At 62.1% G+C, this 24283-nt stretch carries 24 protein-coding genes; 11 read left to right on the forward strand and 13 right to left on the reverse strand.

The window, feature by feature from the left end; genetic code table 11:
• Positions 1–561 precede the first annotated feature (561 nt).
• Positions 562–2490 carry a ParB/RepB/Spo0J family partition protein gene (locus SZ64_RS00415; RefSeq protein ID WP_054529010.1) on the forward strand — a complete coding sequence of 643 codons (1929 nt, stop codon included), beginning with the start codon at positions 562–564 and terminating at the stop codon, positions 2488–2490.
• 269 nt (positions 2491–2759) lie between these two features.
• On the forward strand, positions 2760–3059 hold the full coding sequence (locus SZ64_RS00420) for a WGR domain-containing protein (protein ID WP_054529011.1): 300 nt from the start codon (positions 2760–2762) through the stop codon (positions 3057–3059).
• 15 nt (positions 3060–3074) lie between these two features.
• Here the strand turns inward: SZ64_RS00420 and SZ64_RS00425 are convergent, their stop codons facing one another.
• On the reverse strand, positions 3075–3437 hold the full coding sequence (locus tag SZ64_RS00425) for a hypothetical protein (RefSeq protein ID WP_206742892.1): 363 nt from the start codon (positions 3435–3437) through the stop codon (positions 3075–3077).
• Between the two features lie 430 nt (positions 3438–3867).
• Here SZ64_RS00425 and SZ64_RS00430 point away from each other — a divergent pair, with 430 nt between their 5' ends.
• The 6 genes from SZ64_RS00430 to SZ64_RS00460 all read left to right on the forward strand — a co-directional run bounded on the left by SZ64_RS00430 (position 3868) and on the right by SZ64_RS00460 (position 8556).
• On the forward strand, positions 3868–4260 hold the full coding sequence (locus SZ64_RS00430; RefSeq protein WP_054529013.1) for a DUF3768 domain-containing protein: 393 nt from the start codon (positions 3868–3870) through the stop codon (positions 4258–4260).
• 78 nt (positions 4261–4338) lie between these two features.
• Positions 4339–5781: a DUF4942 domain-containing protein gene (locus SZ64_RS00435; RefSeq protein WP_241772941.1), complete on the forward strand. Its 1443-nt coding sequence runs from the start codon at positions 4339–4341 to the stop codon at positions 5779–5781.
• Between the two features lie 209 nt (positions 5782–5990).
• On the forward strand, positions 5991–6293 hold the full coding sequence (locus SZ64_RS00440; RefSeq protein WP_054529014.1) for a hypothetical protein: 303 nt from the start codon (positions 5991–5993) through the stop codon (positions 6291–6293).
• 11 nt (positions 6294–6304) lie between these two features.
• Positions 6305–7195 (forward strand): zeta toxin family protein, encoded by an 891-nt coding sequence (locus tag SZ64_RS00445; protein WP_082384354.1) that lies wholly within the window; start codon positions 6305–6307, stop codon positions 7193–7195.
• Positions 7196–7694: 499 nt separating this feature from the next.
• Positions 7695–8039, forward strand: a complete 345-nt coding sequence (locus tag SZ64_RS00455) for a single-stranded DNA-binding protein (RefSeq protein WP_054529016.1) — start codon at positions 7695–7697, stop codon at positions 8037–8039.
• Positions 8040–8220: 181 nt separating this feature from the next.
• The gene (locus SZ64_RS00460; RefSeq protein ID WP_054529017.1) at positions 8221–8556 is read left to right on the forward strand and encodes a hypothetical protein; all 336 of its coding nucleotides are present in this window, start codon (positions 8221–8223) and stop codon (positions 8554–8556) included.
• Here SZ64_RS00460 and SZ64_RS00465 read toward each other — a convergent pair.
• Positions 8553–8810 carry a hypothetical protein gene (locus tag SZ64_RS00465; RefSeq protein ID WP_054529018.1) on the reverse strand — a complete coding sequence of 86 codons (258 nt, stop codon included), beginning with the start codon at positions 8808–8810 and terminating at the stop codon, positions 8553–8555. The genes SZ64_RS00460 and SZ64_RS00465 overlap by 4 nt on opposite strands.
• Positions 8811–9247: 437 nt before the next feature.
• On the opposite strand from SZ64_RS00465, the gene SZ64_RS00470 reads away from it, so the two are divergent.
• The 3 genes from SZ64_RS00470 (at position 9248) to SZ64_RS00480 (ending at position 11765) form a co-directional block, all read left to right on the forward strand.
• Positions 9248–9835, forward strand: a complete 588-nt coding sequence (locus tag SZ64_RS00470) for a ribbon-helix-helix protein, CopG family (RefSeq protein WP_162225040.1) — start codon at positions 9248–9250, stop codon at positions 9833–9835.
• A gap of 227 nt (positions 9836–10062) precedes the next feature.
• Positions 10063–11313 (forward strand): relaxase/mobilization nuclease domain-containing protein, encoded by a 1251-nt coding sequence (locus SZ64_RS00475; RefSeq protein WP_162225041.1) that lies wholly within the window; start codon positions 10063–10065, stop codon positions 11311–11313.
• A complete protein-coding gene (locus SZ64_RS00480) occupies positions 11310–11765 on the forward strand; it encodes a hypothetical protein (RefSeq protein WP_054529021.1) in 456 nt (151 codons plus the stop codon). The genes SZ64_RS00475 and SZ64_RS00480 overlap by 4 nt, the downstream gene beginning before the upstream one ends.
• A gap of 18 nt (positions 11766–11783) precedes the next feature.
• Here SZ64_RS00480 and SZ64_RS00485 read toward each other — a convergent pair whose 3' ends face one another.
• The 11 genes from SZ64_RS00485 to SZ64_RS00540 all read right to left on the reverse strand — a co-directional run bounded on the left by SZ64_RS00485 (position 11784) and on the right by SZ64_RS00540 (position 24283).
• The gene (locus SZ64_RS00485) at positions 11784–13310 is read right to left on the reverse strand and encodes a hypothetical protein (RefSeq protein ID WP_054529022.1); all 1527 of its coding nucleotides are present in this window, start codon (positions 13308–13310) and stop codon (positions 11784–11786) included.
• A gap of 9 nt (positions 13311–13319) precedes the next feature.
• A complete protein-coding gene (locus SZ64_RS00490) occupies positions 13320–15239 on the reverse strand; it encodes a type IV secretory system conjugative DNA transfer family protein (RefSeq protein WP_082384355.1) in 1920 nt (639 codons plus the stop codon).
• 12 nt (positions 15240–15251) lie between these two features.
• Positions 15252–16217: a P-type DNA transfer ATPase VirB11 gene (gene virB11 / locus SZ64_RS00495; protein WP_054529051.1), complete on the reverse strand. Its 966-nt coding sequence runs from the start codon at positions 16215–16217 to the stop codon at positions 15252–15254.
• A gap of 29 nt (positions 16218–16246) precedes the next feature.
• A complete protein-coding gene (gene virB10 / locus SZ64_RS00500) occupies positions 16247–17560 on the reverse strand; it encodes a type IV secretion system protein VirB10 (RefSeq protein WP_054529024.1) in 1314 nt (437 codons plus the stop codon).
• Entirely contained in the window at positions 17557–18405 is an 849-nt protein-coding gene (gene virB9, locus SZ64_RS00505; protein WP_054529025.1) for a P-type conjugative transfer protein VirB9, read from the reverse strand. The genes virB10 and virB9 overlap by 4 nt, the downstream gene beginning before the upstream one ends.
• Before the next feature lie 17 nt (positions 18406–18422).
• Positions 18423–19112 carry a VirB8/TrbF family protein gene (locus SZ64_RS00510; RefSeq protein ID WP_241772942.1) on the reverse strand — a complete coding sequence of 230 codons (690 nt, stop codon included), beginning with the start codon at positions 19110–19112 and terminating at the stop codon, positions 18423–18425.
• Positions 19113–19519: 407 nt separating this feature from the next.
• A complete protein-coding gene (locus tag SZ64_RS00520) occupies positions 19520–20563 on the reverse strand; it encodes a type IV secretion system protein (RefSeq protein ID WP_054529027.1) in 1044 nt (347 codons plus the stop codon).
• A gap of 10 nt (positions 20564–20573) precedes the next feature.
• On the reverse strand, positions 20574–20837 hold the full coding sequence (locus SZ64_RS00525; protein WP_162225042.1) for an EexN family lipoprotein: 264 nt from the start codon (positions 20835–20837) through the stop codon (positions 20574–20576).
• Between the two features lie 14 nt (positions 20838–20851).
• Complete coding sequence (locus tag SZ64_RS00530; RefSeq protein WP_082384356.1) at positions 20852–21565, reverse strand: type IV secretion system protein; 714 nt, start codon at positions 21563–21565, stop codon at positions 20852–20854.
• On the reverse strand, positions 21562–23952 hold the full coding sequence (locus SZ64_RS00535; protein ID WP_241772943.1) for a VirB4 family type IV secretion/conjugal transfer ATPase: 2391 nt from the start codon (positions 23950–23952) through the stop codon (positions 21562–21564). The genes SZ64_RS00530 and SZ64_RS00535 overlap by 4 nt, the downstream gene beginning before the upstream one ends.
• Entirely contained in the window at positions 23945–24283 is a 339-nt protein-coding gene (locus tag SZ64_RS00540) for a VirB3 family type IV secretion system protein (protein WP_156313367.1), read from the reverse strand. The genes SZ64_RS00535 and SZ64_RS00540 overlap by 8 nt, the downstream gene beginning before the upstream one ends.

A 24283-nucleotide genomic window follows, 5' to 3' on the forward strand; every position in this document is an offset into this window, starting at 1 on the left:
CAAACGACGCGCGATGGTATCACCGACAGCGTAAGCGCCAAGTATCACAAGAAGGTGATTCAGCACCAGTAGTCCCAATGGCAGCGAGCGTGCATCCAGCCAAAGGAATAGGGGAACCGACAGCAAGGCCATCGGCCGATCTAGCAGCGTTGTTCAGGCATTGAAAGGAGCGGTGGGGGAAGCCTCCCCCTGAGTTCGAGCCGCTTCGCTGTCTCGCCCTACCCCCTCAGCGGGGGACACCCCCGCAACGCCCCCATGTCTCTTCCTTCCACGTCGACCAGCTCGCCGGCGCGATCGTCGCGCGCGGATCTAGCGCCGCGGTCGATAGTGCGCCGCCAGGGCGGCGCGATCCTCATGTCTTGTCGGGGAAAGGGGCGCGCGGCCCCCTCTCCCTGCAACGACAATCAGCCGGACCGGGTTGGCGCAAGCGCCTGCCCGCACCACTCCGTCAGATTCTCGCTGCCCCCTCTCCCCCCGCTGTTCTTGGTCGTCCGTGCCCGCCGAGGCCGATGGCGAAGGAAGCCATCGGCCTGACGGCCAATGAAAAGGAAGGAAAGAGAAATGACGACCCTGAATATCCTGTGGAGCGATCTAGTCGTCACCCCGCGCAATGTCCGCAAGGTCAAGACCGGAATCGAATCCCTTGCCGCAAGCATGGCGTCCGAGGATGGACAGATTCAGAACCTTGTCGTGATTGCCCGCGAGGACGGCAAATATGAGGTTATCGTTGGCGAGCGCCGCAGGCGGGCCGCTGTCCACAACGTCAAGACGAAGGTATGGGGCCGCGATGCGACGTTGCGCTGTGAATTGCGCGACAGCCAAAATGCGACGTCGATCAGCTATGCCGAAAACGCGCAGCGCGTGGCGATGCACCCCGCCGATGCCATCCGGGCCTTTGCCACCTTGCGCGACGAAGGTTTCACCGAGGAAGCTATCGCCAACCGCTACCATTACGATCTAGTCGAGGTCCGCAAGATGCTGGCGCTTGCCGGTCTTAACCCGAAGGTCATCAACGCCCTGGCCAGCAACAAGATCGACGTGGCGTGTGTCGAGGCGTTCACCCTGACCGATGACCACAAGCGGCAAGAACGTGTCCTGAAACGCTATCGCACCGCCCATGAGGTGCGCCGCGCCCTGACCGAAACCAAGGTTACGACCGGCCACCGGCTGTTCCGTTTCGTGGGCATGGAAGCCTATCAGGCAGCGGGCGGGACGATCACCGGCGACCTGTTCTCCACCAAGGGAGAAGGCTATGCCGACGACCCCGATCTTGTGCAGCGGCTTGCCGATGAAAAGCTGGACGCGCTTACGGCCGAAGCCGAGGCCGAAGGGTGGGGCGAGGTCATTGCCGCCGAAAGCACCCCTTATGACAGCTATAAGTGGAACACGCTCTATCCCGACGAGGTGACGCAGACTCTATCCGATGCCGAACAGGTGTTCATGGACGAGCTACAGGAGAAGCGGGAAGCGCGGATTGAGGAACTGTTCGCAGCACTTGGCGAGGATTTCGATACGCAATTCGATCACGACTTGCGCGCGATTGAGGCCGAGATTAGCCGTCTTGGCACGGTCGAGCGGTCTTATTCCGAGGACGCCAAAGCGAACGGGCGGCTTTTGATCGTGATCGGCCATGACGGAGCGAGCAACAGAACCGCCTATGCGCGCAAGGCGACCCGGAACGGGAACCGGACCAGCGGCCACAGCACCGGCAGCACCGCCACGCCGCGCCCGCTTTACGATGCCCGGATGACCGAGGAACTGTCGCGGATGCGGACCGTCGCCTTGCAGGCCGAGGTTGCGAAGAACCAGCGGCTTGCCAATGCCGTCTTGCTGGACGCACTCTTGCCAATCCTCTCGCAGAGTTATCCCGACGCCCACGCGGTTCAGATTCGCGCCAGTGCGGACATTGAAGAACCGTGCCAGCATTTCGACTACAACACGCACGAAATGGCATCGCCCTATGAGGGGGTGGCCGACCTGATCGCGAGCGCACCGAAGAAAGCGGCCAATCGGTTCGCATGGGCGCTGGCGCTTGCCGAACCCGATGTTGCCCGCCTGCTTGCAGCCTGCACCGCCGCGTTGATCGACGGTCGCCAAGGGAAATATGCAGACCCGAAGCGGTTGCGTTCGGTGGACCGTATCGCCCGCGCTGCCAATCTCGATATGCGCCAGCATTGGGAGGGAGGCGTCGAGTTTTTCGGAGCGATCAGCAAGAAGGCGATGCTTGCGGCCTTGACCGAGGCTTGCGGCCCCGCCGCTGCCGAGAATTGCGCGAAGATGAAAAAGGACAAGCTGGCCGAAGCCTGCGCCGAGCGCGTCCCCGGTCACGGTTGGCTCCCCCCGGCGCTCGTCACCCCGGAGGAACCCGAAGCCGAGCCGGAGGAAACCGAGGACGAGGACGGTGACGATCAGGAGGCCGACGACACCGATACCGGCGACGAAGATGCCGACAACGACGACGAGGATTATCTTGCCGTCGCAGCCGAATGACCAAGCGGGAGCCGCCCACCGTGGCGGCTCCCTTAGCCTTATTCCGAGGGCAGGCGGGATGAAGGTCTAGCCAGATCGAGGGGAGGGGCAGCGGAAGCGGCGCGACCGTCACAGGCGACGGCCGCGCCGCTGCGATTTTTCGCCGGGGCTTCGGAGCGGACCAGGCCCGCCCCGAAGTCCCGGATTGATTCACGCTCTGAATCAGTCAGGGCGCGGTGATTCAAAATACTCGTCAGACAGTGGCGGCGCATCCAGCTAGATTCGAGCGTATGGAAACGCCCGCCATCGCCCTGTTCGCGCCCATCGACCTGATCGCGGTCGATCCTGCGCGCAACGTGCGCCGCCGCTACGCGATATGTGTCATGCCCGACCTGTTCGGCGCTTACATCGTCGAGACGAGCTGGGGACGGATCGGGACGCGCGGGCAATCCAAATGCCTCTCCTTCCCCGATCGCGCCGGAGCCGAACGGCATGTTGCGGCTATCCTGCGCCGCCGCGGCACGGCGGAAAACCGCATCGGCGTTCCCTATCGCCTAGCGCGGACTGTCGCGCTGGACCGCGCCGGTTGACGGCATCGCCGCCATTCACCCCGCATCGCTGACACCCGGCGATTTCGTCCGAACCAGATCGAGCGATACGGCGTTCGCGGGCTGCGCGGCCCCGGCCAGCGTCTCGCGCAGATCTTCGCTGGAAAGCAGCGTGAGCCACGTCCGGCCATAGGACCGCGCCGCCAGAAAATAGACGCGGCCATGACAGCCGACGATGGTGCATCCGTCGAGCTGGTCAACCGGCGAGGCCGCGGCCCCGAAGCGTAATGCTTGAACCGAAGCGTCCACCCGCTGCTGGATTCCGCACATGCGGCATTGCGAGCGCACTTGCGCGTTGGATCGGGCGAGGGTGCCCCACGATGCCGCCCAGCGCGGGAATATGCGATTTATCTGGCTCACCTGTTCTGACTATCAAATCCTCCGCCGCCCCGTCCATCCCATAGCTGTTCTATGTCCATATGAAGCCCGCGCCCGTCATAGCCTGGCGCGGGCGGAGGGCCTTGCCTCCCTCCCAGCGGCGCCCGCCGCAGGCGGGCACGTTCTTTCCCATCCCGAACAGTGAGGCGGCAAGCCGCCGCGCATTTGCAGGCGTTTTCGGGGCCTGTTCCTGCCCCCTGTCGCAAGGGCTGGACCGTCTCGGCCGCGAGCGGCCTCGCTTGGCGGGGACGGCGGTATCCCCACCCTTCCGCGCTGCGCTTGTGCAGGGCGGGCGATCCCCCTCCGCCGTCCCCGGCCCTGATTTGCGCCATTCACCGACCCGGCTCGCCACTCAGGCAGAAGCCGATGGACGCCATCGCCTTCGGCTCCATTTTAGGAAGGGAATAAGCGCATGATTAACTTTGCAGAACTGACCCCCGAACAGAAAGCGGCCTATGTCGAAAAGGTTGCCGGGTTGAACGACCAGTTGCGCGCGAACATCAACAGCCCCGCGCCGAATATCGTGGTGATGACACAGGGTATTCTTGCGATGGTCGATAGCAATCCCATCATCGCCGTCGCGCGGCAGATGGAGCTTATGTTCATCGTCGGCAATTACGCCAATTTCAGCGAGGATAACAACCCGCACGGCGAGCGCGATTTTGGCGACTTCGAGTGGCGGGGCGTCCGCTGTTATTGGAAGATCGACTATTACGACCGTCAGACGGAATGGGGATCGCCCGACCCGTCGGACCCCGGCGTTACCTGCCGCGTCCTGACGATCCTTCGCGCCGACGAATACTAACCGGCCAGCATCCGGGGGCGGCGCTGTCCGTCCCCGGCATCCCCCCATTGCACCCTATTCTTGCGAGGAATCGCCCCCATGTCTTTTGAACTGATGAACCGTGTCCAGATCGACGAGATCACCGCAGGCCGCGACATGGCAATCGAGCGTTGGCTTGATGCCTTCGACAGCTACCACCGCTTGAGCGACGAGGCCGCAGCCTTGAGCATTGGCGGTGCGCTTGCCCTCAATGCGCCTACGGGCGACCGCTATAATGACACCGGCTTAACGCGTGCGTTTCTCGCGAAAACTGACCATGAACATTATGACCGGGAAACGCATAGCCGGACCAAGACCACGGCCCGCGAGCATTTCGCGGAGAGGATGACGGCGGCGGTGGATCGCCGTTGCTGGCGGCATTTGCTGGAAACCTTAGGCTTTGACCAGCTTCTAGACCGACAGGCGCGCGAGGAATTTTATTCCGGCCTTGAAGGCGTCCCGCCCGCCTTCACCAGCGAAAATTGCGCGGCGACCTTCGGCCATATCTGGGAGAACCGGCGCGACATTTACTTGCGTGGCGTCGCCAACACCTTCGCGGCGCTGGACCGCCGTTTCCGCTCGCATGACGGTTTCAAGATCGGGAGCCGCCTTATCATCGAGCGGGCGCTAGGCGATAGCGGGAGATGGTGGAGCAATTACAACCGGCGCGATACCTTGCGCGATGTGGAAAGGGTTTTCCGCGAACTGGACGGGCTAGGCCCCTGTCCTGAAAGCATGAGCATCACCGAGCAGGTCACATCGAGGCCCGACCACACGCCCTTTGTTGTTCACGGCGATTATTTCCGCGTCCGCGTTTTCGGCAACGGCAATCTGCATCTGTGGTTCGAGCGCAAGGATTTGCTCAAAGAGGTGAACAAGCTGCTTGCCGAATATTATGGCGAGGTGATCGGGGACGGCTACGACAGCACCGAAGCCGCCGACGCGCCGGAGTTTCATTTGACCCCTGCCAAGGACTTCGGGGCGTTCATGTCCTCCGACGAGGTGGCTTGGCGCGTGATGGAATGCGCGATGATCGGCAAGGGGCTGACCGTGCTTGAACCGAGCGCGGGGACCGGCGTTCTCGCCAAGGCGGCGCGCGATGCCGGGGCGCTGGTGGACTGCATCGAGATACAGCCCGGATTGGCGCACGAACTGCGCGTGCTGCATGGATTTGACGCGGTGCGGCAAGCGGACTTCCTCACCCTTTCCCCGTCCCCGTCTTATGACCGCATCATTATGAACCCGCCCTTTGACCGGGGCCGCGATTGCGATCATGTCCGCCATGCCTTCGAGTTTCTGAAACCGGGAGGCATCCTTGTTGCCGTGATGAGCGCCCGCGCCGAATTTCGGGAGGACAAGCGGCACCGGGCCTTGCATGAAATAGTGGAGCGGTGCCGCCCTGCCTGTGGCTGGAGGAAATGGCATGACCTGCCAGCGGGATCGTTCGCCCATGCTGGCACCAACATTAACACCGTTATTCTGGCGATCAGAAAACCGGGTTGATAGGTTAGGGGCTATGGCCCGCCCCGCTATTGCCGCAAGGCGGGCCGCAGCTTCCCATTTTCCGAGCAGCCGGAGGATGAAGGCGAAATGTCCGAAAGCTGCTTATGTGCGCTGGCCGATGGAGTGCATTGCTCCATCGGCCACCCCATTCAAACGGCTCCGCCACCCCGTTCTTTATTCGTTCAGCCCAATCTGCTAAGCATAGGTCCATGACTACGAGCGTAACCACCAGCCCATATTGGACTCAGGATCAGGCCGTTGCCTATGAGGCGGCGCTTGAGGCGATCAATGATGTGATCGCCGGTTACAGCGAGCAGATCGACGCCGAGGAAAACAGCCCGCAGCCGAACGCCCAGCGTCTCGCCTGGCTGTCCATGCGCGTGAGCCATGCACGCGATGAAGCCCATTCGCTCGACGTGAACGACGATGCCAGCGTGAGTCAGGTTCTCGCTGAATATAGCGCGATCGTGCGCGCACGGGATGCCGCCGAAGCTCTCGCCAACGCGGCTTGACCCGTCCCGACATGGCCGACGATCCAGAGCGATACAGCCTATCGCGCGAACGGCTACAACATATCTATGACACGCGGATCGCGCCGGACCTTTTCAGGTCCGCGCAGCCGGTCGAGCGCCCGACTGCTGTTGTCCTTGGCGGACAACCCGGCGCGGGCAAGACGCCGATGCAAAATCTCGTCTCGCGCGAGTTTGCCGACAAAGGCGGTATCGTGAAGATCATCGGTGACGATCTTCGTTCCTACCTTCCGCATTATAAATCCCTGCAACGCGCCGACGACCGGACCGCCGCTTTCTATACCGACCGCGATTCGGGGCGCTTGGTTGAAATGGCGATTGCCGAAGCGGCCCAGCGCCGCGTCAATGTGCTGGTCGAAGGGACCATGCGAAGCCCGGAGGTTGTCGCGAAAACCTTGCGCGATTTTCGCGAATCCGGATTCCAGACCGACGCGCGGGCGCTTGCCGTCAGCCCGGAATTGTCGAGCCTTGGCATCCTGCAACGCTATGCCGCTCAGAAGGAGAGCCGAGGCGTTGGGCGCATGACGACCACCGAGGCGCATAGCGCCGCTCTAACCGGGATGCTCGCCACGCTGGACCGGATTCAGGACGAACGCCTTGCGGACCGGCTGACCCTTTATCGGCGCGGCGGGGAGGTTATCGGCCATCTCGATTTGACCGGCTCACCCAAAGCGAACGAACCGCGCGCCCGCGAGCTGGTCGAGCGCGAACGGTCCCGGCCCCTCACGACGCAGGAATCCCAATATAAGCAGCGCGAGATCGAGCGGTTGACGCCGATCCTGCAAAAGCACGGTATCCTTCCGGTCCGCGAGCAGGGCCGCGATCATGATAACCACCGCCCAGGATCATCGCCACCCCAGCGCGACGACTATCGCGAAAGGTGACGCTTCACGACGCCAGCGGCAGCAACGGAGATCCGTTCGATCATGACGCCGGCGACCGTGCCCTTCGATATAGCGGCACCGAACGCGGCCGTGTGAATGTCCGTCGCGCTATTGCCAGCGGCGACGTAAGCAATGCACTTTCCAACAGGACGTGGACCCAAGCGAACTGTCCCCCACTCGCTACCGCGCGATAGGCGGGGGAGGGCGATGTTCAAATCCACCTGACCTTCGATCCTGTTCGATGCCTGCCGATGCGGCCAATGGGCAGAGTTCTCCATTGCGGCACTTCCTCTCCGCTCCTTCTCCTTGCCGTTGCTGATTGACGCACCTGCGCGTCTCCCCTGCCTAATGCGGGTGCGGTCCAGTCGGACCCAAACAGAAAACCGGCGCTGAAGCGCCTACGGTTTCCGCAAGCGGACCCTCCGTTTTTCGGTTTGCCCGCGTCAGGGGGCCACGCCTTCCACTGTGCGTCAGCAACGACACGGAAGAAGGAACGGACATGAAGGACATCGCTGAATTTCGCATCACTGGCCGCATTGGCAAGAGCAGCATCAAGGACAAGGTGGCGTTTCTCGACATTGCCTCCAACTATCGCCGGAAGGTCAATGACGAGTGGGAGGACGACACGCACTGGAACCGCGTCACCCTGTTCGGCAAGAACATCGACCGCGCCGCCGAGCTGGCCGTAGGCGACAAGGTTCGCGTCAAGGGCCGTGTTCGCCAGAGCCGCTACGAGCGCAATGGCGAGACGGTCTATGGCGTTGATCTGGTCGCGTTTCGCATTGCTCCGGCTGCGCAGAACGACGAGCCTGCCAATCGCGACGACGACGAGGGCGAGGGCTAAGCCCAAAGACGGGGCGGCGCGAAAGCGCCGCCCCGCTCGCTGTCCGCTCGCACTTCGGTTGCAAATGCCGGAATTGTCTTGCGCTGGATTACAGAACGGCCGATTCTATCCCGTAGTGGCGGGACTTCCCGCCACACGCGCCCGCGATTGGCGGGGGCGCATCGTGACGGGAAAGGCCGCTATGTCGTTCGCAAGTATCTTTGACGGGATTCCGGCATGGGTGCTTGTGCCGTGCGCTTTCATCCTGATCGTGGCGGCGCTGCGCTATCGCGGCACCGTGGCGCTTGTCCTTACCGCGCTTTGCCTGTTCGGCCTCTGGAATGCGGGCGACCCGCATCCCTGGCTGGCCTTTCCGTTCGGCCTCCTGATCTATGCTGTGCTGTCAGGGATAGCGGGTATGTTCGGCCGCGCGATCGGAGAGGATAGCGGCAGCGAAGGCGGCGGTTATGACCACGCGGCCGAGCAGGCGCGTTTGGCGAACGAATATCATCGCCGCGAACGCGAAGGCCGTTTCTAGTCCGCTGCCAAACCGGCCAGCGATGCCGCCACTCTCGCGCCGCCATGCTTGGCAATGGCCGCGGCGATGGCTTTCGCGTCGGGCCGCTCCATCGCGCCGATCTTGATCCGATCGAGTGCAGCCAGCAGCACCGGCCTGCCCGCATCGCGTTGCGCGGCCTCAGCCTCTTTCTCGCGCTGGACGATCGCGGCGAGCATTGATTCCAGCTTTGCGCGTTCCTGCTTGATAGCTTGAAGATCGGATGATTTTGCCATGACGTTCCTTGCCTTTCCCATGATGGTCGAGCGCGGCCGATGGTGAGTTGATAAAGGGCCGTTCGACGGTAATCGCAGTCCCTAAAGCTGACTGTCGGTATTCTCTAGAAAACAAATCCGATATGGTCTAGCTTCGCGTTCGGCAGCGACCGGAACGAGCGAAAAGCCGTGATTGATCTAGACCGAAATCAAACCGACGCGCGGCGCGGCCGCACCGCTTCCCATACAAGGCAGGCCCGTGCGTCCCGCTCTGATGCGTCGCCCTGGCGCATAGCCTGCCAACAATCCCTTCCCGTCCACGTTGATTCGAGAAAGGGAGGGGAGGGAGGTCTGTTGAGAGGAAGGGGAAGGTCCAAGAAGGCAAATACGCAGGATAGCGTAAGCGACAGCATTGTAACACAATGGCGATCGCTCACGGCCGCTGCACGGGGCTGGTCATGGCGCATCTGACGCTGCGAATTGACGACGACCTTGCGGCCGCCGTGGATGCTCTGGCGAGAGCGGGGGGCATGACCCGCAGCAAATGGATTGCCCGCGCGATCATCGACGCGCTCCCCGCCCGTCCCGACGAGGTGCGCGACATGCCCGTCAGCGGCGCGGTATCGAAAATGCTCTCTCTGCGCTTCCCGGTGGAGGAACTGGCAGCGATGGAGCTGGTCGCATCTCGTGCTGGCCTCACGCGCGCGCAATGGATCAAGCGCACCCTGCGCTGGCAATTATGGACGAGGGCGGGGGAGTTGCGCCTGGTGCCGAGCAGCCATCGGGCGATCATCAAACTTGTGAGCCAGGTGCGGGCGATCGGCCGTTCTCTCAATCAGGCTGTGAAGGCGATGAACGCCGCCAACCGTCCCCAAAGCCCGCTCGAAATCCAGCGCATCGCGGCTGAGGTGATTGCGATGGAGGACCGCATTTCGCAGCTTGTCAACGACGCCGCAGCAGGCTTGACCGAGATCCTTTCCGGCGAGGTCTATTATTGGACCGGACGCGAACGAAAGCTGCCCAGCATCATCGGGACCGCGCGATGAACCCGTTTGTATTCTCCGAGCGGACCCTTGAGGAACTGGAACGTGTGCAGGGCGCGCGCGGGGCAGGGCGGGGGCGCGTCGATCGGAGCGGCAACCGCAAGATGGAGCGCGCCCTTGGCGCGATGCTGCGCGCACCACATGAACTGGTATTTGCCGGAACCGCGCGCCTGTCCGATGCCATCAGCAGTCGCAACGCCACATCGCATCATGCTCGCAGCGCGAGAGCATTGCAGACGATCGACCGCACGGCGAAGCGCACGCCGCAGGTCATGGTGAAGATCACAAGCCGCATCCATGATGCGGGCAGCACCGTGGGCGCCATGACCTATATAGGCCGTGTCGGCATGTCGGACCGGGAGCCGATCGGGATCGAGACGAGCGAGGGCAAACATCTTGTCGACGCCCATGACATGCTCATGCTGGCGCGCGAATGGCAGCAATGGGAGCAGGCCGACGAGGCACGCCGGAAGGGTGCGACGGCGATCGCGATGGTATTTTCCATGCCACCGGGCACAGACCCGGAAAAAGTGCGCGACGCCGTTCGGGAGCTGGCCGAAAATGATATGGCCAATCGCCGCTGGGTGATGGCACTCCATACCGATCAGGACCATCCCCATGTGCATCTGCTGATCGCCGGTCGCGACAATGACGGCCGCCGCTTCAACCCCAACCGGGAGTTCCTTCAGCATTGCCGGGAGCGATTTGCCGAGAATCTTCGCGCGCGAGGGATCGAGGCGGACGCCACCCCCCGAAAGGCGCGGGGCTATCCGCCCAAGACAGACCCGACGCCCGTTGTGAAGATGCGGGAGAGGGGCGTTGTTCCCGATGCAGACAAGGGCCGCCGCGACATGATCGCGCCCAAACCGGACGCGCCCGATCAGCTAGTCCGGCGAGAGAAAGCACGCTCGAAAACCGTGGCGAGCATGACTGTGGTGCGCGGCGTCTATCAGCGCGCCATTGCCGAATTGGAAGCGCATGGCGGACAGGAACAAGGCGAGCGGGCGAAGGCGCTACGCGCCTTTGTCGATGCTATGCCGGGTGCGCTGGACGCGCGCAGCGAGATCGTGGAGCGGTTGAAATCGGGTAATGCCCTGTCGCCCGAATATAAAAAGGACCCGCAGCTTGAACGCCTGAAATCGCGTGTCGAGCGCCGCGATGCCGAACAGCGAACGGAGGCCCTGGACCGTCTTGCACGCGCCACCGCTAAAGTCAGATCGGCATCGGCCGAGCTGAAGGAGGGTGCGCCGAAGCGGGCAGGGAAGGACCGTGGCCCTGCCATAGATCGGATTAGAGCGAAGGCGGCCGAGTTGCGGAAAGGTCCGGAGGCGAGCGGCCCCCGCGATGCGCTTGCGGCTTCTCGCGAGCGGTTGCAGGCCATGCAGCGCAAGGTTGATGAGGCGGTGAAAGACCGGGATCGCAGCAAGGACCGCGATCGGGAGCGGGGCCGTGACAAGGATCGGGACGGGCCGAGCCGATGACCGATGACGAGCTGCTGACCACTCTTGCCGTTCAGATTGCGGCGCTGGCCGACGGCGTTGAGGCCGTCATGGAAAACCAGCGTTTGTTGGTCGCGAGGCTGGACGAACAGGCGACGAGCCTTGCGGCGATAGGCGTTGCTGTGGGCATGACCTATCTTGCAACCGGGAGTGAAACGCCGTTGCCCGTCGATGTGCTTGAGGATCGCGCCTTTGCCCGGTTTCTCGAAAATTATCCGATCGACGGACCGCCTATCGTCGGCAAGCCCAAGATGGATGAGCATATGGCGCAGCTCGACAAGGTTGATCCGGCGCGCCTCGCCAGCGGCTTTCGCGAGTTGGCCCGTCAGGCTGACCTTTCCGCTATCGAGCGGATACGCAACAGACAGATCGAGCGTGCGGCACGGCAGCGGCATGGCGATCTTGAAGCGTTGGAACGGGGGAGGGACCGCTGAGTGCGGTCCATCGAAGCATTATCGGTCCTCGCGGTCGCGTTCCCGATCGCTGCTATCGTGCTGGCGCGCCTGATCCGGCCCAGCTTCTCGTTGCCGTTCGACGTCCCGCACAATTGCCCTGGCGGCGTCCCGTTCTGCATGGAGATGCGGAGGCTGGATTTTCACGCCGTTCGCGAGTGATTCAGCGATGGCCGATCGGGCAGCTCTTTTCATTTCGTCCGCCTCGCCCGACCTGCCTCCATATTTATGATCTATCACGGCATCGATCGCGACGAGTTGCTTGGCCGCACTGTTCAGCCGGTTATCCTGCAATCGCTCCTCTTGCGTCATGGCTATAAAATCGAGAGCTGCTTTGCCGTCGCGAAAGCGGTCCGCATAGCTGCGCGGATCGTCTTGCCTTGGCTGAAATCTCTCCTCGTTAATTCGCCACGCCAAAGGCCCGCTATATGTGAGGTGGTCCCAGCCCCGTCCCGATGGACCGTCCCGAAGCGGATCATCGGGGGCCAGTTCGGCCAAGGCATCTTTAACGAACGCAGGCGACGCCCAATCCACGTCGAGACTTCGAGAAGGATCTACGGGATTATGTAAGCTATACATACCAGCAGCCAGTCGATCGTCTCCCTCCTTTTCGACTTGCACATCACCGACATAATCGAAGCCAGCGAGGTTTGCCGGATCGCGCCGCCCTTCATGATATTCTCTCGACAATTCATCGAACAGACGCAGGGCTTCGCCAGCGGATAGCTGGACGCGAACCGCTCTATAGTCGCGATCTTCCTCGTCCCAGGTCAAAATGGAATAGGGCTTATCGACCGGCTCGACAGCCTGTTCACGCTGCGCCGTGACGCTCGCAGACAAATCATTCGATCTCGTTTCTTCAGCGGTGCGCCTGAAATCGGTTGCGGCTTCTCGCTGCTGTTCAACGTCCAGCACGCGCGGCACGGCAACCCGCTCTCCCTGTTCAAGCGTCTGAGCTACCGATTCCAGAGCCGCCCGCTTCATCTTGTCGGCTTCCGGGGTATCCGCGCCATATTTACGGTCTATGGCGGCGTCGAGCGCCGCGACGGCCTTGGCGCCGGCGTTCATGCGGCTGTCCTGCAAGCGTTCGGCCTGGCTGAGCTGCCGGAAATCTCTTGCCCCGTCTCGATCGGGATCGCGGTGTTCGGTGCCCTTGGTCGCATCGCCGGGAGCGCGGTCCTCCCGCATGTCCCCGTTTCGCTCCAACGCCTCAAGCCTGCGATCTTCGGCCAGTTCGGCGGCCTGGCTGCGTTCTTCGGCCAATGTCGACCAAGCGTTCCACGCGGCCTCTCTTTCCCGCAATTGAGCCGCGACCTTTTCAATCTCGCGGCTATGCCGTTCGGAGTTCCGATCCTGTGAGGAAAGCTCGTCGAAGCGGTTGGCGGCGGAACGCATCAAGCTCGCGGCGTCCTCGTAATTCGCATAGACATAATCATCGCTGAGGCCCTTCGCCTCCTCGCGGATCTCAGCCGAGATTCTTTCCTCCAGCGACTTGTCGCTTCCGCCGTCTGTCCGCTCCTTATTCATTGACAGCTCCTATACCGCTACATGCCCGCCATCGCCGGAATGGGTCTTAGCCGCGTCGTCGTCGGCCGATGCTGGCGCGGGTGCCGCGTCGAAATCCATGCCGGTAAAGTCCGCCGACAGTCCGAGGCTTTCAAAGAAGGCGGTTGCCTTGTGGGGGTCCGCATCGTCGGGAAGCCCGTCGAGAGGAAAGCCGACGAGGCGCGCGAAATCTATCCCGTTCAGCGCGTCCTCGTCCGACATTTCGGGCGCTTCGGCCGCCGCGATGATCGCCAGCGATCGCCGCGCAATCGACGGGTCCAGCGGCCGCTCCGCAACGGGGGGTGGCGCGATGCTGGACGCCGTGACCATCCACTTGTCCATATAATAGCGCAGCTTCTTGCCCTTCAGCGGTGGGATGCCCGCGCGCAGCACAATCACGTCATCCTGCGACATGAGCAGGAGTTCTTGCGGGAGCATGAGCGGGCGGCGCTGATCGGAGGTCGAAACCGATCCTTCGAACGCCTCCCACACCCGGCGCGATTTGCTGTGTGCGGCATAGGTATAGTTGCCGAGGCGTTCGGATATTTCCTTGGCGACATTATTGTCCTTGGGGGTGAAAACCAGTTCGACACCGCAGTTCTGGACAATTTCGGAGGTCACATCGGGGCCATACACATCGCGCAATTGCCCGCGTGCCTGGATCACGGGGAGCAGGCGGATACCGTAGCCCGCCACATAGCTGAAGCCCGATGCGATGACGCTGGCGCGTCCGAGACGCGCAAATTCATCGAGCAGTAGGAGCAGCTTCAGCGGATGCTTGCCCGCCTTGGGGTCCGGCAGCTCGCGGACATTAAGGTCGATGAGCTGTTGAAAGAGCAGATTATATATGTCGGAAATCCGCTCCATATTATCGGGCGAGACGCCCAAATAGAGCGAGATCGGCTTGGTGCGAAACTCGCGCAGGTCGAAATCGGATTCCGAGGTTGCCGCATCGACATAGGGGTTGATCCAGAGGTTGATTTTCGCGGACACCGATTGCCGGATGCCGGTGAAGGTGTTGGCCGAGCTGGAAATCCAGTCATTCAGCGCCGAAACGCAGGCTTCCGAGAGCGGATTGCCCGCGGCCGTCCTGTCCTTGATGATCCGGGGAAACCGCTCTTTCGCATCCCCGGCGCTGAAATTGCGATACACTTCGCCCATCGTGAAGGGGAGTTCGTCGGTTGCGGCGATATAGGAAGCCACGCCGAGAAAGGCGGTGCGGGCGCTGTCCATCCAGAAACTCTCGCCATTGGCGGGAGGCGGCCAGAGCATCGCCGCGATCTTCTGCAATTCGTCGATCACTTCGACAGGATCGGTGCGGTTGATATGCGAGAAGGGATTAAAGCGCGCGGTGCGTCCGTTGGGATCGAGCGGATCGAACAGCAGCACCTTATGGCCCTGGCTCTTGCGCCATCCCGCCGACTTTTCCCAATTCTCCTGTTTCACATCAAGGACGACGATCGAGTCAGGCCATGTCAGCAGATTGGGGATGACGACGCCGACGCCTTTGCCCGCGCGCGTCGGAGCTTCGAGCAAGACATGCTCCGTCCCGCCAAACTGGATGAAATCGCCGCCCATCTTGCCGAGCAACAAGCCTTCACCGGCCATGAGGCTGGCACGGCGCGCTTCGGGTTTGGTGGCCCAGCGCGCCGCGCCATGCAGCGCGTCCTTGCGATTCATGAAAATGTAGGCGGCGATCAGACCGCCAGCGGCCGACACGCCGAGGACGCCCTTGAGCAGCCAGCCCATGACATAGCCATTATGGCGGTAGAACCAGAAATATTCGGGCAGTTTGAGCAGATTCAGATCGGCGCGGAATTGCCCCATGCCGATAATGGCGACAAGGCCGCCCAGGACGAATATCACGATGACCGCGAACACAGCGTATATAGCAAGGGAACGACGGTCCATGCGCCTCTTCCTTCACATGCCGGACGTGTCCGGCTCGAAATAGATTTCCGTCACGCGGAAATGTCCGTCGACCTTCTTGCACTGGACAACCACGTCGACGAGTAGATGGAGCAGCGCGAGGATGTCCTTGCGTTCCAGATCGCGGCCGCCTTCGGATTCCTTCACCAGCAGCGACAATTGCTCGAAAGCGAGCGCGGCCGAGTCCGCATGAACGGTCGTGATCGAACCGGGGTGGCCACTGTTGACGTTGCGGAGATAGAAAAAGGCCGTGCCGTCGCGCAGCTCTTGCAACAGGATGCGATCGGGCCGCATCCGCAGGCTCGCTTCGAGAAGATGCTTGGCGCCAACCTTGGCCTGGCCTTGCCCGTCCTTCGAATAGAGCAGATGCACAGCGTTGCGGTGCGGAACGATCAGTTCTCTCGTATCTTCGATCGTCAGCAACCGTTCCTGATCGGGAATGAGCTGGATCAGCGCCTTGGAGAGCGTCGTCTTGCCCGAACCCGTCGCACCGGAAATCAGGATATTCTTGCGCGACTTCACCGCCAGCTTAAGGAAACCGGGCCAGTCTCCCCTTTGCTTGAGTGCGATCAGCTCCGCATCGGCGGCCGACGAGCGGCCGCGCGCGATCTTCGTTTGCTCGAACAGGCCACCCGCATCCAGCTCGCCCAGGCCGAAGGTCTTGGTCGAAGGCTTGCGGATCGTGATCGAATAGAGGCCCAAATCGCAGGCAGGCGGCGCGACAATCTGAACGCGCTCGCCCGATGGCAGACTGGTCGAGCAGATCGGAGACGAGGCATTGACGGTCTGGCGCGTATAATTGGCCATCGCGGTCGAGAGCGATTCCAGCCACTCATTCGTCAGCCGGTCCTCTTTCTCCCACGACCACCCACCCCGGCCTTCGATCCCGACTTCGCACGGCCTGTTGATGACCAGTTCCGTCACATCGGCGGCATCGAGGAACGGCCGCAACGGCTCCATATGATGATCGAGAATGGCGGCGTCGAAACTCACCGGCGCAGCCTCAGCGAATAGACCTGGCTGAAATCCACATCGCGGGCGACCATGATGGTCATTTCCCGACCTTGCGGCGCGGTCAGGCGCGGGCGTATCCGTTGGGAATCCTGCGCCGCGACGGCCGCGGCCGTATTCGGCGTTTCCATCGTCTGATCGAGGCCGGAAACGCGGTTGCTGATAGCATCGCCGGCGTCCCCGACGATCGACAGCAGCAACGCGCCGCCGAAGCGTTGCCAAAAGAATGTGTCGACGCGGCCGCCCATACCCGCACGGCCCAATTGATCGGCCGCTGGCGAGCCGAGGCTGACAGAAATCCCCGCTGGCGTGATGGCCCGGTTCCAGAGGACGAAGATGCGATTTTCCCCTTGCGAGAAGCCGCCCGCATATTCGCCAAGAACGCGCGTGCCCTTTTCCATCAGGATCACATTGCCATTGGCGGACCATACATCGTGAGGGATGACGCAGCTCGTCAGGCCGGGTTGCGTCGAGTCCATCGCTGTTTGCAACACACAGGGGATTTGCGATCCCGCCGTAACGAGGAAATTGCGGTTTCCAAGCCGCGAGGCGGAAACGGTCTGGATCGACATGCCATTGAGCCGCTGTTCGATCGCATTGGCCCCGCCAGCAGGCGAGCCAGCGGGATCGCCTGCGCCCGCAGCGCCGCCGATATTGAGATTGCTGAATGGCTCTCCCGATGACCGTTCCTGTCCCCCGAACGATCCGAAACCTTGGGGAGACACGGCCATCAGCGGCGCGCGGCGCATGGCGTCCTGCCTCGCCTGTTCGCGCTGTTGTGCCGCAAGCCGCGCTTGCCGTTCCTGTTCGATGCGCTGCGCCGCCGCGTTCTGGCCTTCAGGCCCGATTGCGGGAACCTGCCCGCCCTGTGACAGATCCTGGCCGCCTTCCGACATGATCGGATTGCCGAAAGGATCGGTCCCGACCTGTTGCAACGCATAGGGATTGCGCGTGTCCTGTTGCACGACGACTTGCGCGGCCTGGCGCGCGGAGCGTTCGGCGGAGGCATCATCGAGCCTGAAGGTCGATTCATCTGGCCCCGTCGATGACTTGTCGCTTTGCGCGGCCATCGAATAGACGACGAAGCCGACGAAGCACGCGCCCAGGAGCATTGCTCCCTTGCCAGCCTTGCCCATCGCACTGAGCCGCCCGCGCGGATTGAACGCGCCCCGATCCACTTCCGGCGTGGTGCGGTTGGCGTCCTTCAGCACATCATCCGGCACATCGGTATTGTCATAGACTGGCGCGCTCGCGCGATCGGCCGCGCCCGCCCTGTTTTCATTCTCGCTCATTGCGGGCCTCCCACGTCGATTTGCCGTTCGACCTCGCTGGACGCGGTGCCGCTGCTGTTATCGGGGCCGTAGCGGTCGAAGGCGTTGTTCCAGATGCAGACCAGCAATTGCCCGCGCCGCAGCCGGAATTGGCGTGAAACCTGGTGGATCACGACAAATTCGCCGCGAACGTCATAGGGAACGACCGCTTCCGATCCATCGGGCAAGACCGTGAAGATCGCGGGGATAGGCTGATTGCGCGGAAAGCGCATGATTGTGAATTGGCCGTTGTCGGTCACTTCCGCAGGCGCTACGTCCGACGAACCGGCAAGGACATAATCGAGATTGCGCGGCCCTTGCGCCGCTGCCGCATCGAGCGCGATGCGAACGCCTCCGGCTTCCACCAAAAGCGCCTGCGCTTGCAGCTCGCGCAGACGCGCGGCCTGTGCAGCGGCCGCTTCCTCTGCCGGATAGCGGAAGCGGACCACGAATTGCGCGTCGGTGCCATGACCGATACTCCCGGTCCGCGCCGAGAGCGCAAAGGTGTAGCTTCGCGTCACCCCGCCGCGCCTCGTTACGACGAGCAGATTGGTGGGCGGCGCAGACTCGCGCGGCTTGATGAACAGCGAATTTTCAGCCGGAGCCACTTCCCACGACACCGTATCGCCAAGGGCAACGGTCGTGATCGTCTCCCCTTCCCCGAAAACGATTTGAGAGGCAGCGCGGAACACGCCGTTGATCCGAACGACTTGATCGGGATTATAGTCGACCACGCGAATGCGGCTGTCATGCGCCCCCCGTGCGGGCACGTCCTCCGCCATCGCAGGAGCAGCCAGCAGCACCGAGAGCGCGGCCGCGCAGCGCATCCAGTTCGCCCGCGCCGTCACGATGCAATCTCCGGGTCCGCTCTATAGCTGACCACCTGAAAGCCGAGCGGGTTATCGAGCCTTCCGGCCTCAGTCGTCGGTTTGTCGACATATTTGAAATTGATCGTGGCGATCCAGTGGCTCACATCATCCGGTGCATTGCCGGGACGCATCACGGTCCGCACGAACCGCACCTGTGCGACGCGCGGATTGATGAATGTGATGTTCCTGACTGCCGCCGAGACGATTTCGCCGCTCTGATAGGTCGCATCCGGACTATTGGGATTTTGCGGCCGCCGCTGGACCGCGAATTTTTCCTGTTCTTGCGGGACCGAAAGCGAGAGAACGCGCCGCATCGTCTCATTGGCGGCCGCGGCGTTCCATCCCTCTCGCGCGCGCACATATTCGGAAAGGAAGAACTTGTTGACGGACTCGTCGACCGTGATGTTGCGTGTGTTGGTGAGGCGCGTCAGAACGTCGACGGCCCCGGTCTGGCGATCGACGCGAACGACATAGGGTTCCACCGAACGCAGCGGGGCGGCGATATGCCAGCCTAGCATGACCAGACCAAACAGGACGCCCCCGGCTCCCACACCATAGGCGATTTTCTTTTGCCGCGCCGCCTCGCGCGCGCGATCATGGTCCCAGCTTTTCGCTTCGTCGAAATAGCGGTCGAGATCACCTTTGCTCTTTACGCCCATTGCCATTGTCAGCAGCTCCCGAAACGCGCTTGTCGATGGCCGCGCAGCGCCAGGCTATTCGCCATGCGGGTCATTCCGGGCGCGGCACTCATGGGCCGTCCTAGATCCACGCCCGCAGGTTCCGGCGCAGATCGCGCAGGCGCGGGATCGGCGTCACTCCCGAAGATCATCACGTCATTGCCTCCGGCATTGTCCGCTGGCGCGGTCTGGATCGCCACTGGCGGCGCCAGCACTGACCCGTTCGGATTTGCTGGACGGGATTTGGAACGGCTGCATTGATCGGGCGGTAAGCGCGCTTCGCGGCCGTTGGTCGCGCATCCGGCAACAAGCGCCATACTCATTGTTCCAGCGAGAAGCCTCCCCCATCGGCGGAAGCGGAACCCGCCGCTTGTGCTTCGATCCATGTCCGTCTCCTATTTTCTGCCCGCGCCCGATGACGCGCCCGCCAGAGAGGTGCGGCCACCGCCAACGGCGGCCCAGCGCCTTTCCCGCGCAACCGCCAAGCCCCTGCCCATTGCGCCCGCTCCACGGCGCGCGCCCCGAATCGCTGGCCCCATGCCGAAGCCCGCGCTGGCAAAGCGGCGCTGAAGCGTGGTGGGATAGAGGGCGGAGAGCAGTCCGCCCCCGGAAGCACCGCCGCCGCCGGCGAACGATCCAATGGATTGCGCTTGCAGTATGAGGAATCCGCCGACCAGCACGGCGCAGATTTGCAGAACCATCGCTTCGACGGCGAGCAATGTCGTCGCCTCGTTTGCACCGCCACCCAGGCCCACTTGACCCGGAATCGCGCCGACGATCGACACGACAAAGACGAGAACCAGCGTGATCGCCGCGGTCTGCACCGCGTAATTCAGGATTGCACCGAGCCAGCTAAAGAACAGTCCCGACGATGACGGGAAGATCAATGCGCCCACAAAGATCGGCATGACCGCGATCGTCACGAACAGGCCGAATTTGACGAACAGAACCATCGTCATTGCGATGACCGCGATGATGTAGGCCACCACGATCATCAGCAGCAGGAAGATCAGCGTGATCGGGTTCGGGATCGTATATTCGGTAAGCCAAATGTCGATCGTCCACGGCTCCATATTGTCATGGATGGCCTGCGCCGGATTGATCGCATTGGCCACGAATGTATCGAAGGAGGCCGCCATGTTGCCGCCCAAAGCGGTCGCGAGCTGGTCCGGCAGCGATTGCGCGGCCGACGCTATGGCGGGCGCTAGACTGGACGTGGCGGCTATGATGACGAGATAGGCTTTGAGCCACGTCGACAGGTAATTGCCAAAAGGCTCATTCGTGACGCCGCGCATGATGGCAAAGCCTACGATCACGAGATTGATGGCCATCGCCGTCTGCAAAGGGCCTTCGACAAGGCCCTGCACCGCCGCATATCGGCCCGCCAGCGCCCCGGTTATCTGGCCTTCCAACGTCTGATAGATTTGATCGAGCGCCATCGCGGGAGTCCTAGTTTTTCAGCACAGGCCGGACGTTGTTTTCCCGGTTGCGGCGGTTGGTTTCGCGCGCACGCTCGAACTCTTCGCGTTGCAGCTCATTAAGGGCCGTAACCGCGTTGCCGCAGTCCTTCCCGGCCATCCCGTTCGCCCCGCAGCGCATCTTGACCTCGCGCGCTTCGTCGGGATGATCCCTGAAATATTCGACCGATCGCGTTTCACCGCAGGCGGTAGCCAGCAAGGCCAGGATCGCCGCGCCAGCGTATGTCACCTTCATGTTGCCTGATCCCTTCATTGTCCCTGATATGTCGGCCGACGATTGGCTTCCCTGTTCGCGACATTGCGCCGCTGGGTTTCCGCATAATCCGACGCCGATCGCAGCGAACCTTGCGCCGCGCGGGCGCGGTCCGCCGCCATCATCTGCAACATGCGGTTGTTGACGGCCGTGTTTTCAATCGCGGCACGCGCGCCAATGTCCGTCGCCTCGCGCAATGTGGTGGCGCGGGCGAGGCCATCGCTCAACTGGTTCAGGCCCTCGCCAGTGGCCTGTGTCGCTTCCAGCATCCTTTCGGAATATGCCTGATCGCGCGCGGCCGCCCTGGTCGAGACATTGAGGATGCCCTGAGCATCGCCCAAGCTCTGATCGAGGCCCGATAGCGAATAATTGCCGTTGGACAGGATCGACTCTGCGCGCGATCCGATAGCGCCCAGGTCGTGCAGATCGCCCGACAGCAGATCGAGCGAACTGTTCATGCCATCAGGCAGCGCGTCGCGCAAAATCGGCTGATCGAGAACATTGGCGACGCTGCGAATATTCGAGAGGCTGTTCATCGCCTGATAAAGCCGCTGCGCTTCCTGCAATTGCGACAGGGTGTTGCGCGCGGTTTGAAGCGCCTGCGCGACGGCCCTCGCGTCGATCACCGCCACTTGCGCCTGCGCCGGTGCCGCTACGCCCATGACGGCCGAAACCGCCATAGCTGCGCCGATCAATTGTCTTTTCATCATCCTTCGCTCCTCCAATCGCCGCGCCCGACCGAGCGCCACCGGCGCTTGAACTCAGGCATCCATGCTTCGGGATCGTCGCCTAGCTCCGCCCGCAGATCGTCGAGCAGGGCAACCGTGCTTGAGCGGCCAGACAGGACCGCCAATTCATCGTCGAGGCCGTTCAGGTCCAACTCCACGACCACCGAATCATGCCCCTGCTTCACCAAAAATCGGCGGCTTTCCGGGGACAGGTCGATTTTGATAAGCCGGAACTCGGCTTCGGTCAGGTTAAGCCCGTCGATATAGTCCCGCGCCTGCGCGTTCGGATTGGGCAGCAGGATTTTCGTCGGGCATTGCTCGATAATGGTTTCGGCAATGTCCGACTTCAGCGTATCCGCAGGCGATTGCGTCCCCATCATCATCAGGACATTTTGCTTGCGATAGGTTTTTAGCCCGTCTTGCGCGAAGCCGCGAAACAAGGGATCGCGCAACGGCTTCCAGACTTCATCAACGTCGATGATGACCGGATTGCCGTCGATCACATCGTCTATGCGATGGAAGATGTAGCCCATCAGCGGCGGCCTGATCGCATCGTTGTCGAGGAAATCAGTCATATCGAAGCCCATGAGACGGGCATCGAGCTTCAGCGTGTCGGCATCATTGTCGAAAACCCACCCAAGTTCCTTGCCGCGTGTCCAGCGTTCGAGCCGCGCTCCAATGCCGTCGAGGCTCGTTTGATCGAGTTGCGAGCGCACGGCCGACAGTGAGCGCCGTTCGAGCGGCAGACGATAGACCGCCTCTAGCGCCTGGTTGAGCTGATACAGTTCTTGCGGTCCCAGCTCGCCCTTGTCCGGCGTGACCAACTGGCGCAGGAAAGCGGACAGAAAATCCCTGTTCGCAGGCGAGGCGTCGAGCGCCTTGAACGGCGCGAAGCCCGATGGCTCGCCATTCCTGAGCGTGAGATAGGTTCCGCCGCACGCGCGCACGAAGATTTCTGCGCCGCGGTCCTTGTCGATAAAGACCATGCGCGCGCCGGTCTTTTCCGCCTGCGACAACAGGAAATTCTGAATCACGGTCTTGCCCCCGCCCGTGGGGCCTAGAATGAGGGTATGCCCCACATCGGCAGAGTGAAAATTGAAGAAATAGGGCGAATTTGCGGTCGTCTTTAGGAGCGCGATCGCGTCGCCCCAATGATTCCCTTCGCGCTGGCCCACCGGATAGGTATGGACCGGCGCCAGCGCCGCGAAATTGCGCGAGGTGAGCGCAGCGGGCCGAGTGCGCCATGTGAAATTGCCGGGAAGCTGCGACCAGTAAGCCGCTTCCAGAGCCAGATCCTCACGCGCCGCAACAATCCCGCTTTCCGAAAGCGCAGCGCGCGCAACCGACATATTCTCCGCAAGGATCTTCGGCGTCTCTCCGAACACCGTCAGCGCCAGATGATGTTCGCCCAGGACGAAGCGATTGGATTGCAGATCATCCATCGCCTCGTCCAAATGTTCCGCTTGCGAATAGGCCACATCGTCGGTGGCGCTGAGCTGCGCCCGTTTCCGGCGCGCCGTTTCCATGCCGTTCTGTTTGCCGAGGAAAGCGAAGCTCTGACCTAGAACGAACTCGAATTTTGATTCGAGCAGCGCATTGAGCTGCCCCGGATAGGTGCGCGCCGCATGTTCGCGCACAGCGAGTATTCCACCGAAGCGCGAACCACCTGGCTCGCGTATCTCCAAGATTTCCGAGCCGAATATGACGCGATCGGCGTAGATCGCACGGCCCAAATGGGCACGGACTAGAGGGACGCGGCGGCGGTCCGCTGTCATGATCCGCTGCATCAATTCGAGCGGTTCGCTGAATTGCAGCCCGTTATGCTCATAAGTGCGAAGAAGGCGGGGATTGACCCGGCCCATGAGCTTTTCCGTATCCCGCAGAATATCGGTGAAAGCCTCAATAATGTCATCTTCCGCCTCGTCCGCGGTCGCCTTGTTGAACATCGAGAAGATCGAATGCGCGGCCTTGTCCGCTGCGCCGATCGCGGGCCGATAGATCACTGTCAGGAAATGTTCGTTGACGAACATCCGTTTCGACAGGACGCGGGCCTTATAGGCTGCGTCCAGCTCGCGGGCGAAGCCCGACCGGAAATCACCGTCGAGATAGCCGCGCTCTATCCGTCTGACAGTGTGCAGATAGACCGCGACCCGCTCATGCGCGATCGTGCGCCAGGCGCCGTTCAGCTTCTCATGCCAATCATTGATGGTCGCAATATCGGCCGTCTCGAACGCGATACCGTCGAGCGCGAAAACCGCCATGAACTCGCCATCATCAAGCGCAACCATGTGGTCATTCACATGGCGCGCATAGGGCAGATATTGCGACGCATCCCGTTCGAGCTTGATGGGCGGTTTCGTCTTAAACACGCGCAAAGCCTTTCCGCTTCACGCCAGCAACCGGCAGCGGCGAATAGCTGGACCCACCCCAAACAGCTTTGTTCGGTGCGGAGGCTTTCGTTCGGCCGTAGAGGAACAGGATTTTGAACATATTATAGTCGGACCGCACGATGAGACGCGCAGCCATCAGCAGAGCGCCGCCGATCGCCAGCGCCCAAATCGGGTTGCCGAACACCATGAGAATGAAAACCGACCCCATCCCGATCGCCATTGTCGCTTCGACGGGGACGCCAAGCCAAAGCGTCGGTCGCGTGAGAGCGAGGAACAGCGGATCTTCGGTCAGATAAACAGGTTCGGACAC

Source organism: Erythrobacter sp. SG61-1L (genome assembly GCF_001305965.1).
Classification (GTDB): Bacteria; Pseudomonadota; Alphaproteobacteria; order Sphingomonadales; family Sphingomonadaceae; genus Andeanibacterium.

What these genes read in the sequence shown, in the direction of transcription:
- SZ64_RS00430 (WP_054529013.1), top strand. Translation starts at nt 3,868, where the DNA reads ATGATTAACTTTGCAGAACTGACCCCCGAACAGAAAGCGGCCTATGTC.
- SZ64_RS00455 (WP_054529016.1), top strand. Translation starts at nt 7,695, where the DNA reads ATGAAGGACATCGCTGAATTTCGCATCACTGGCCGCATTGGCAAGAGC.
- virB11 (WP_054529051.1), bottom strand. Translation starts at nt 16,217, where the DNA reads ATGGAGCCGTTGCGGCCGTTCCTCGATGCCGCCGATGTGACGGAACTG.
- virB9 (WP_054529025.1), bottom strand. Translation starts at nt 18,405, where the DNA reads ATGCGCTGCGCGGCCGCGCTCTCGGTGCTGCTGGCTGCTCCTGCGATG.
- SZ64_RS00460 (WP_054529017.1), top strand. Translation starts at nt 8,221, where the DNA reads ATGTCGTTCGCAAGTATCTTTGACGGGATTCCGGCATGGGTGCTTGTG.
- SZ64_RS00490 (WP_082384355.1), bottom strand. Translation starts at nt 15,239, where the DNA reads ATGGACCGTCGTTCCCTTGCTATATACGCTGTGTTCGCGGTCATCGTG.
- SZ64_RS00415 (WP_054529010.1), top strand. Translation starts at nt 562, where the DNA reads ATGACGACCCTGAATATCCTGTGGAGCGATCTAGTCGTCACCCCGCGC.
- SZ64_RS00470 (WP_162225040.1), top strand. Translation starts at nt 9,248, where the DNA reads ATGGCGCATCTGACGCTGCGAATTGACGACGACCTTGCGGCCGCCGTG.
- SZ64_RS00435 (WP_241772941.1), top strand. Translation starts at nt 4,339, where the DNA reads ATGTCTTTTGAACTGATGAACCGTGTCCAGATCGACGAGATCACCGCA.
- SZ64_RS00525 (WP_162225042.1), bottom strand. Translation starts at nt 20,837, where the DNA reads ATGAAGGTGACATACGCTGGCGCGGCGATCCTGGCCTTGCTGGCTACC.
- virB10 (WP_054529024.1), bottom strand. Translation starts at nt 17,560, where the DNA reads ATGAGCGAGAATGAAAACAGGGCGGGCGCGGCCGATCGCGCGAGCGCG.
- SZ64_RS00520 (WP_054529027.1), bottom strand. Translation starts at nt 20,563, where the DNA reads ATGGCGCTCGATCAAATCTATCAGACGTTGGAAGGCCAGATAACCGGG.
- SZ64_RS00480 (WP_054529021.1), top strand. Translation starts at nt 11,310, where the DNA reads ATGACCGATGACGAGCTGCTGACCACTCTTGCCGTTCAGATTGCGGCG.
- SZ64_RS00440 (WP_054529014.1), top strand. Translation starts at nt 5,991, where the DNA reads ATGACTACGAGCGTAACCACCAGCCCATATTGGACTCAGGATCAGGCC.
- SZ64_RS00510 (WP_241772942.1), bottom strand. Translation starts at nt 19,112, where the DNA reads ATGGCAATGGGCGTAAAGAGCAAAGGTGATCTCGACCGCTATTTCGAC.
- SZ64_RS00530 (WP_082384356.1), bottom strand. Translation starts at nt 21,565, where the DNA reads ATGATGAAAAGACAATTGATCGGCGCAGCTATGGCGGTTTCGGCCGTC.
- SZ64_RS00420 (WP_054529011.1), top strand. Translation starts at nt 2,760, where the DNA reads ATGGAAACGCCCGCCATCGCCCTGTTCGCGCCCATCGACCTGATCGCG.
- SZ64_RS00445 (WP_082384354.1), top strand. Translation starts at nt 6,305, where the DNA reads ATGGCCGACGATCCAGAGCGATACAGCCTATCGCGCGAACGGCTACAA.
- SZ64_RS00485 (WP_054529022.1), bottom strand. Translation starts at nt 13,310, where the DNA reads ATGAATAAGGAGCGGACAGACGGCGGAAGCGACAAGTCGCTGGAGGAA.
- SZ64_RS00465 (WP_054529018.1), bottom strand. Translation starts at nt 8,810, where the DNA reads ATGGCAAAATCATCCGATCTTCAAGCTATCAAGCAGGAACGCGCAAAG.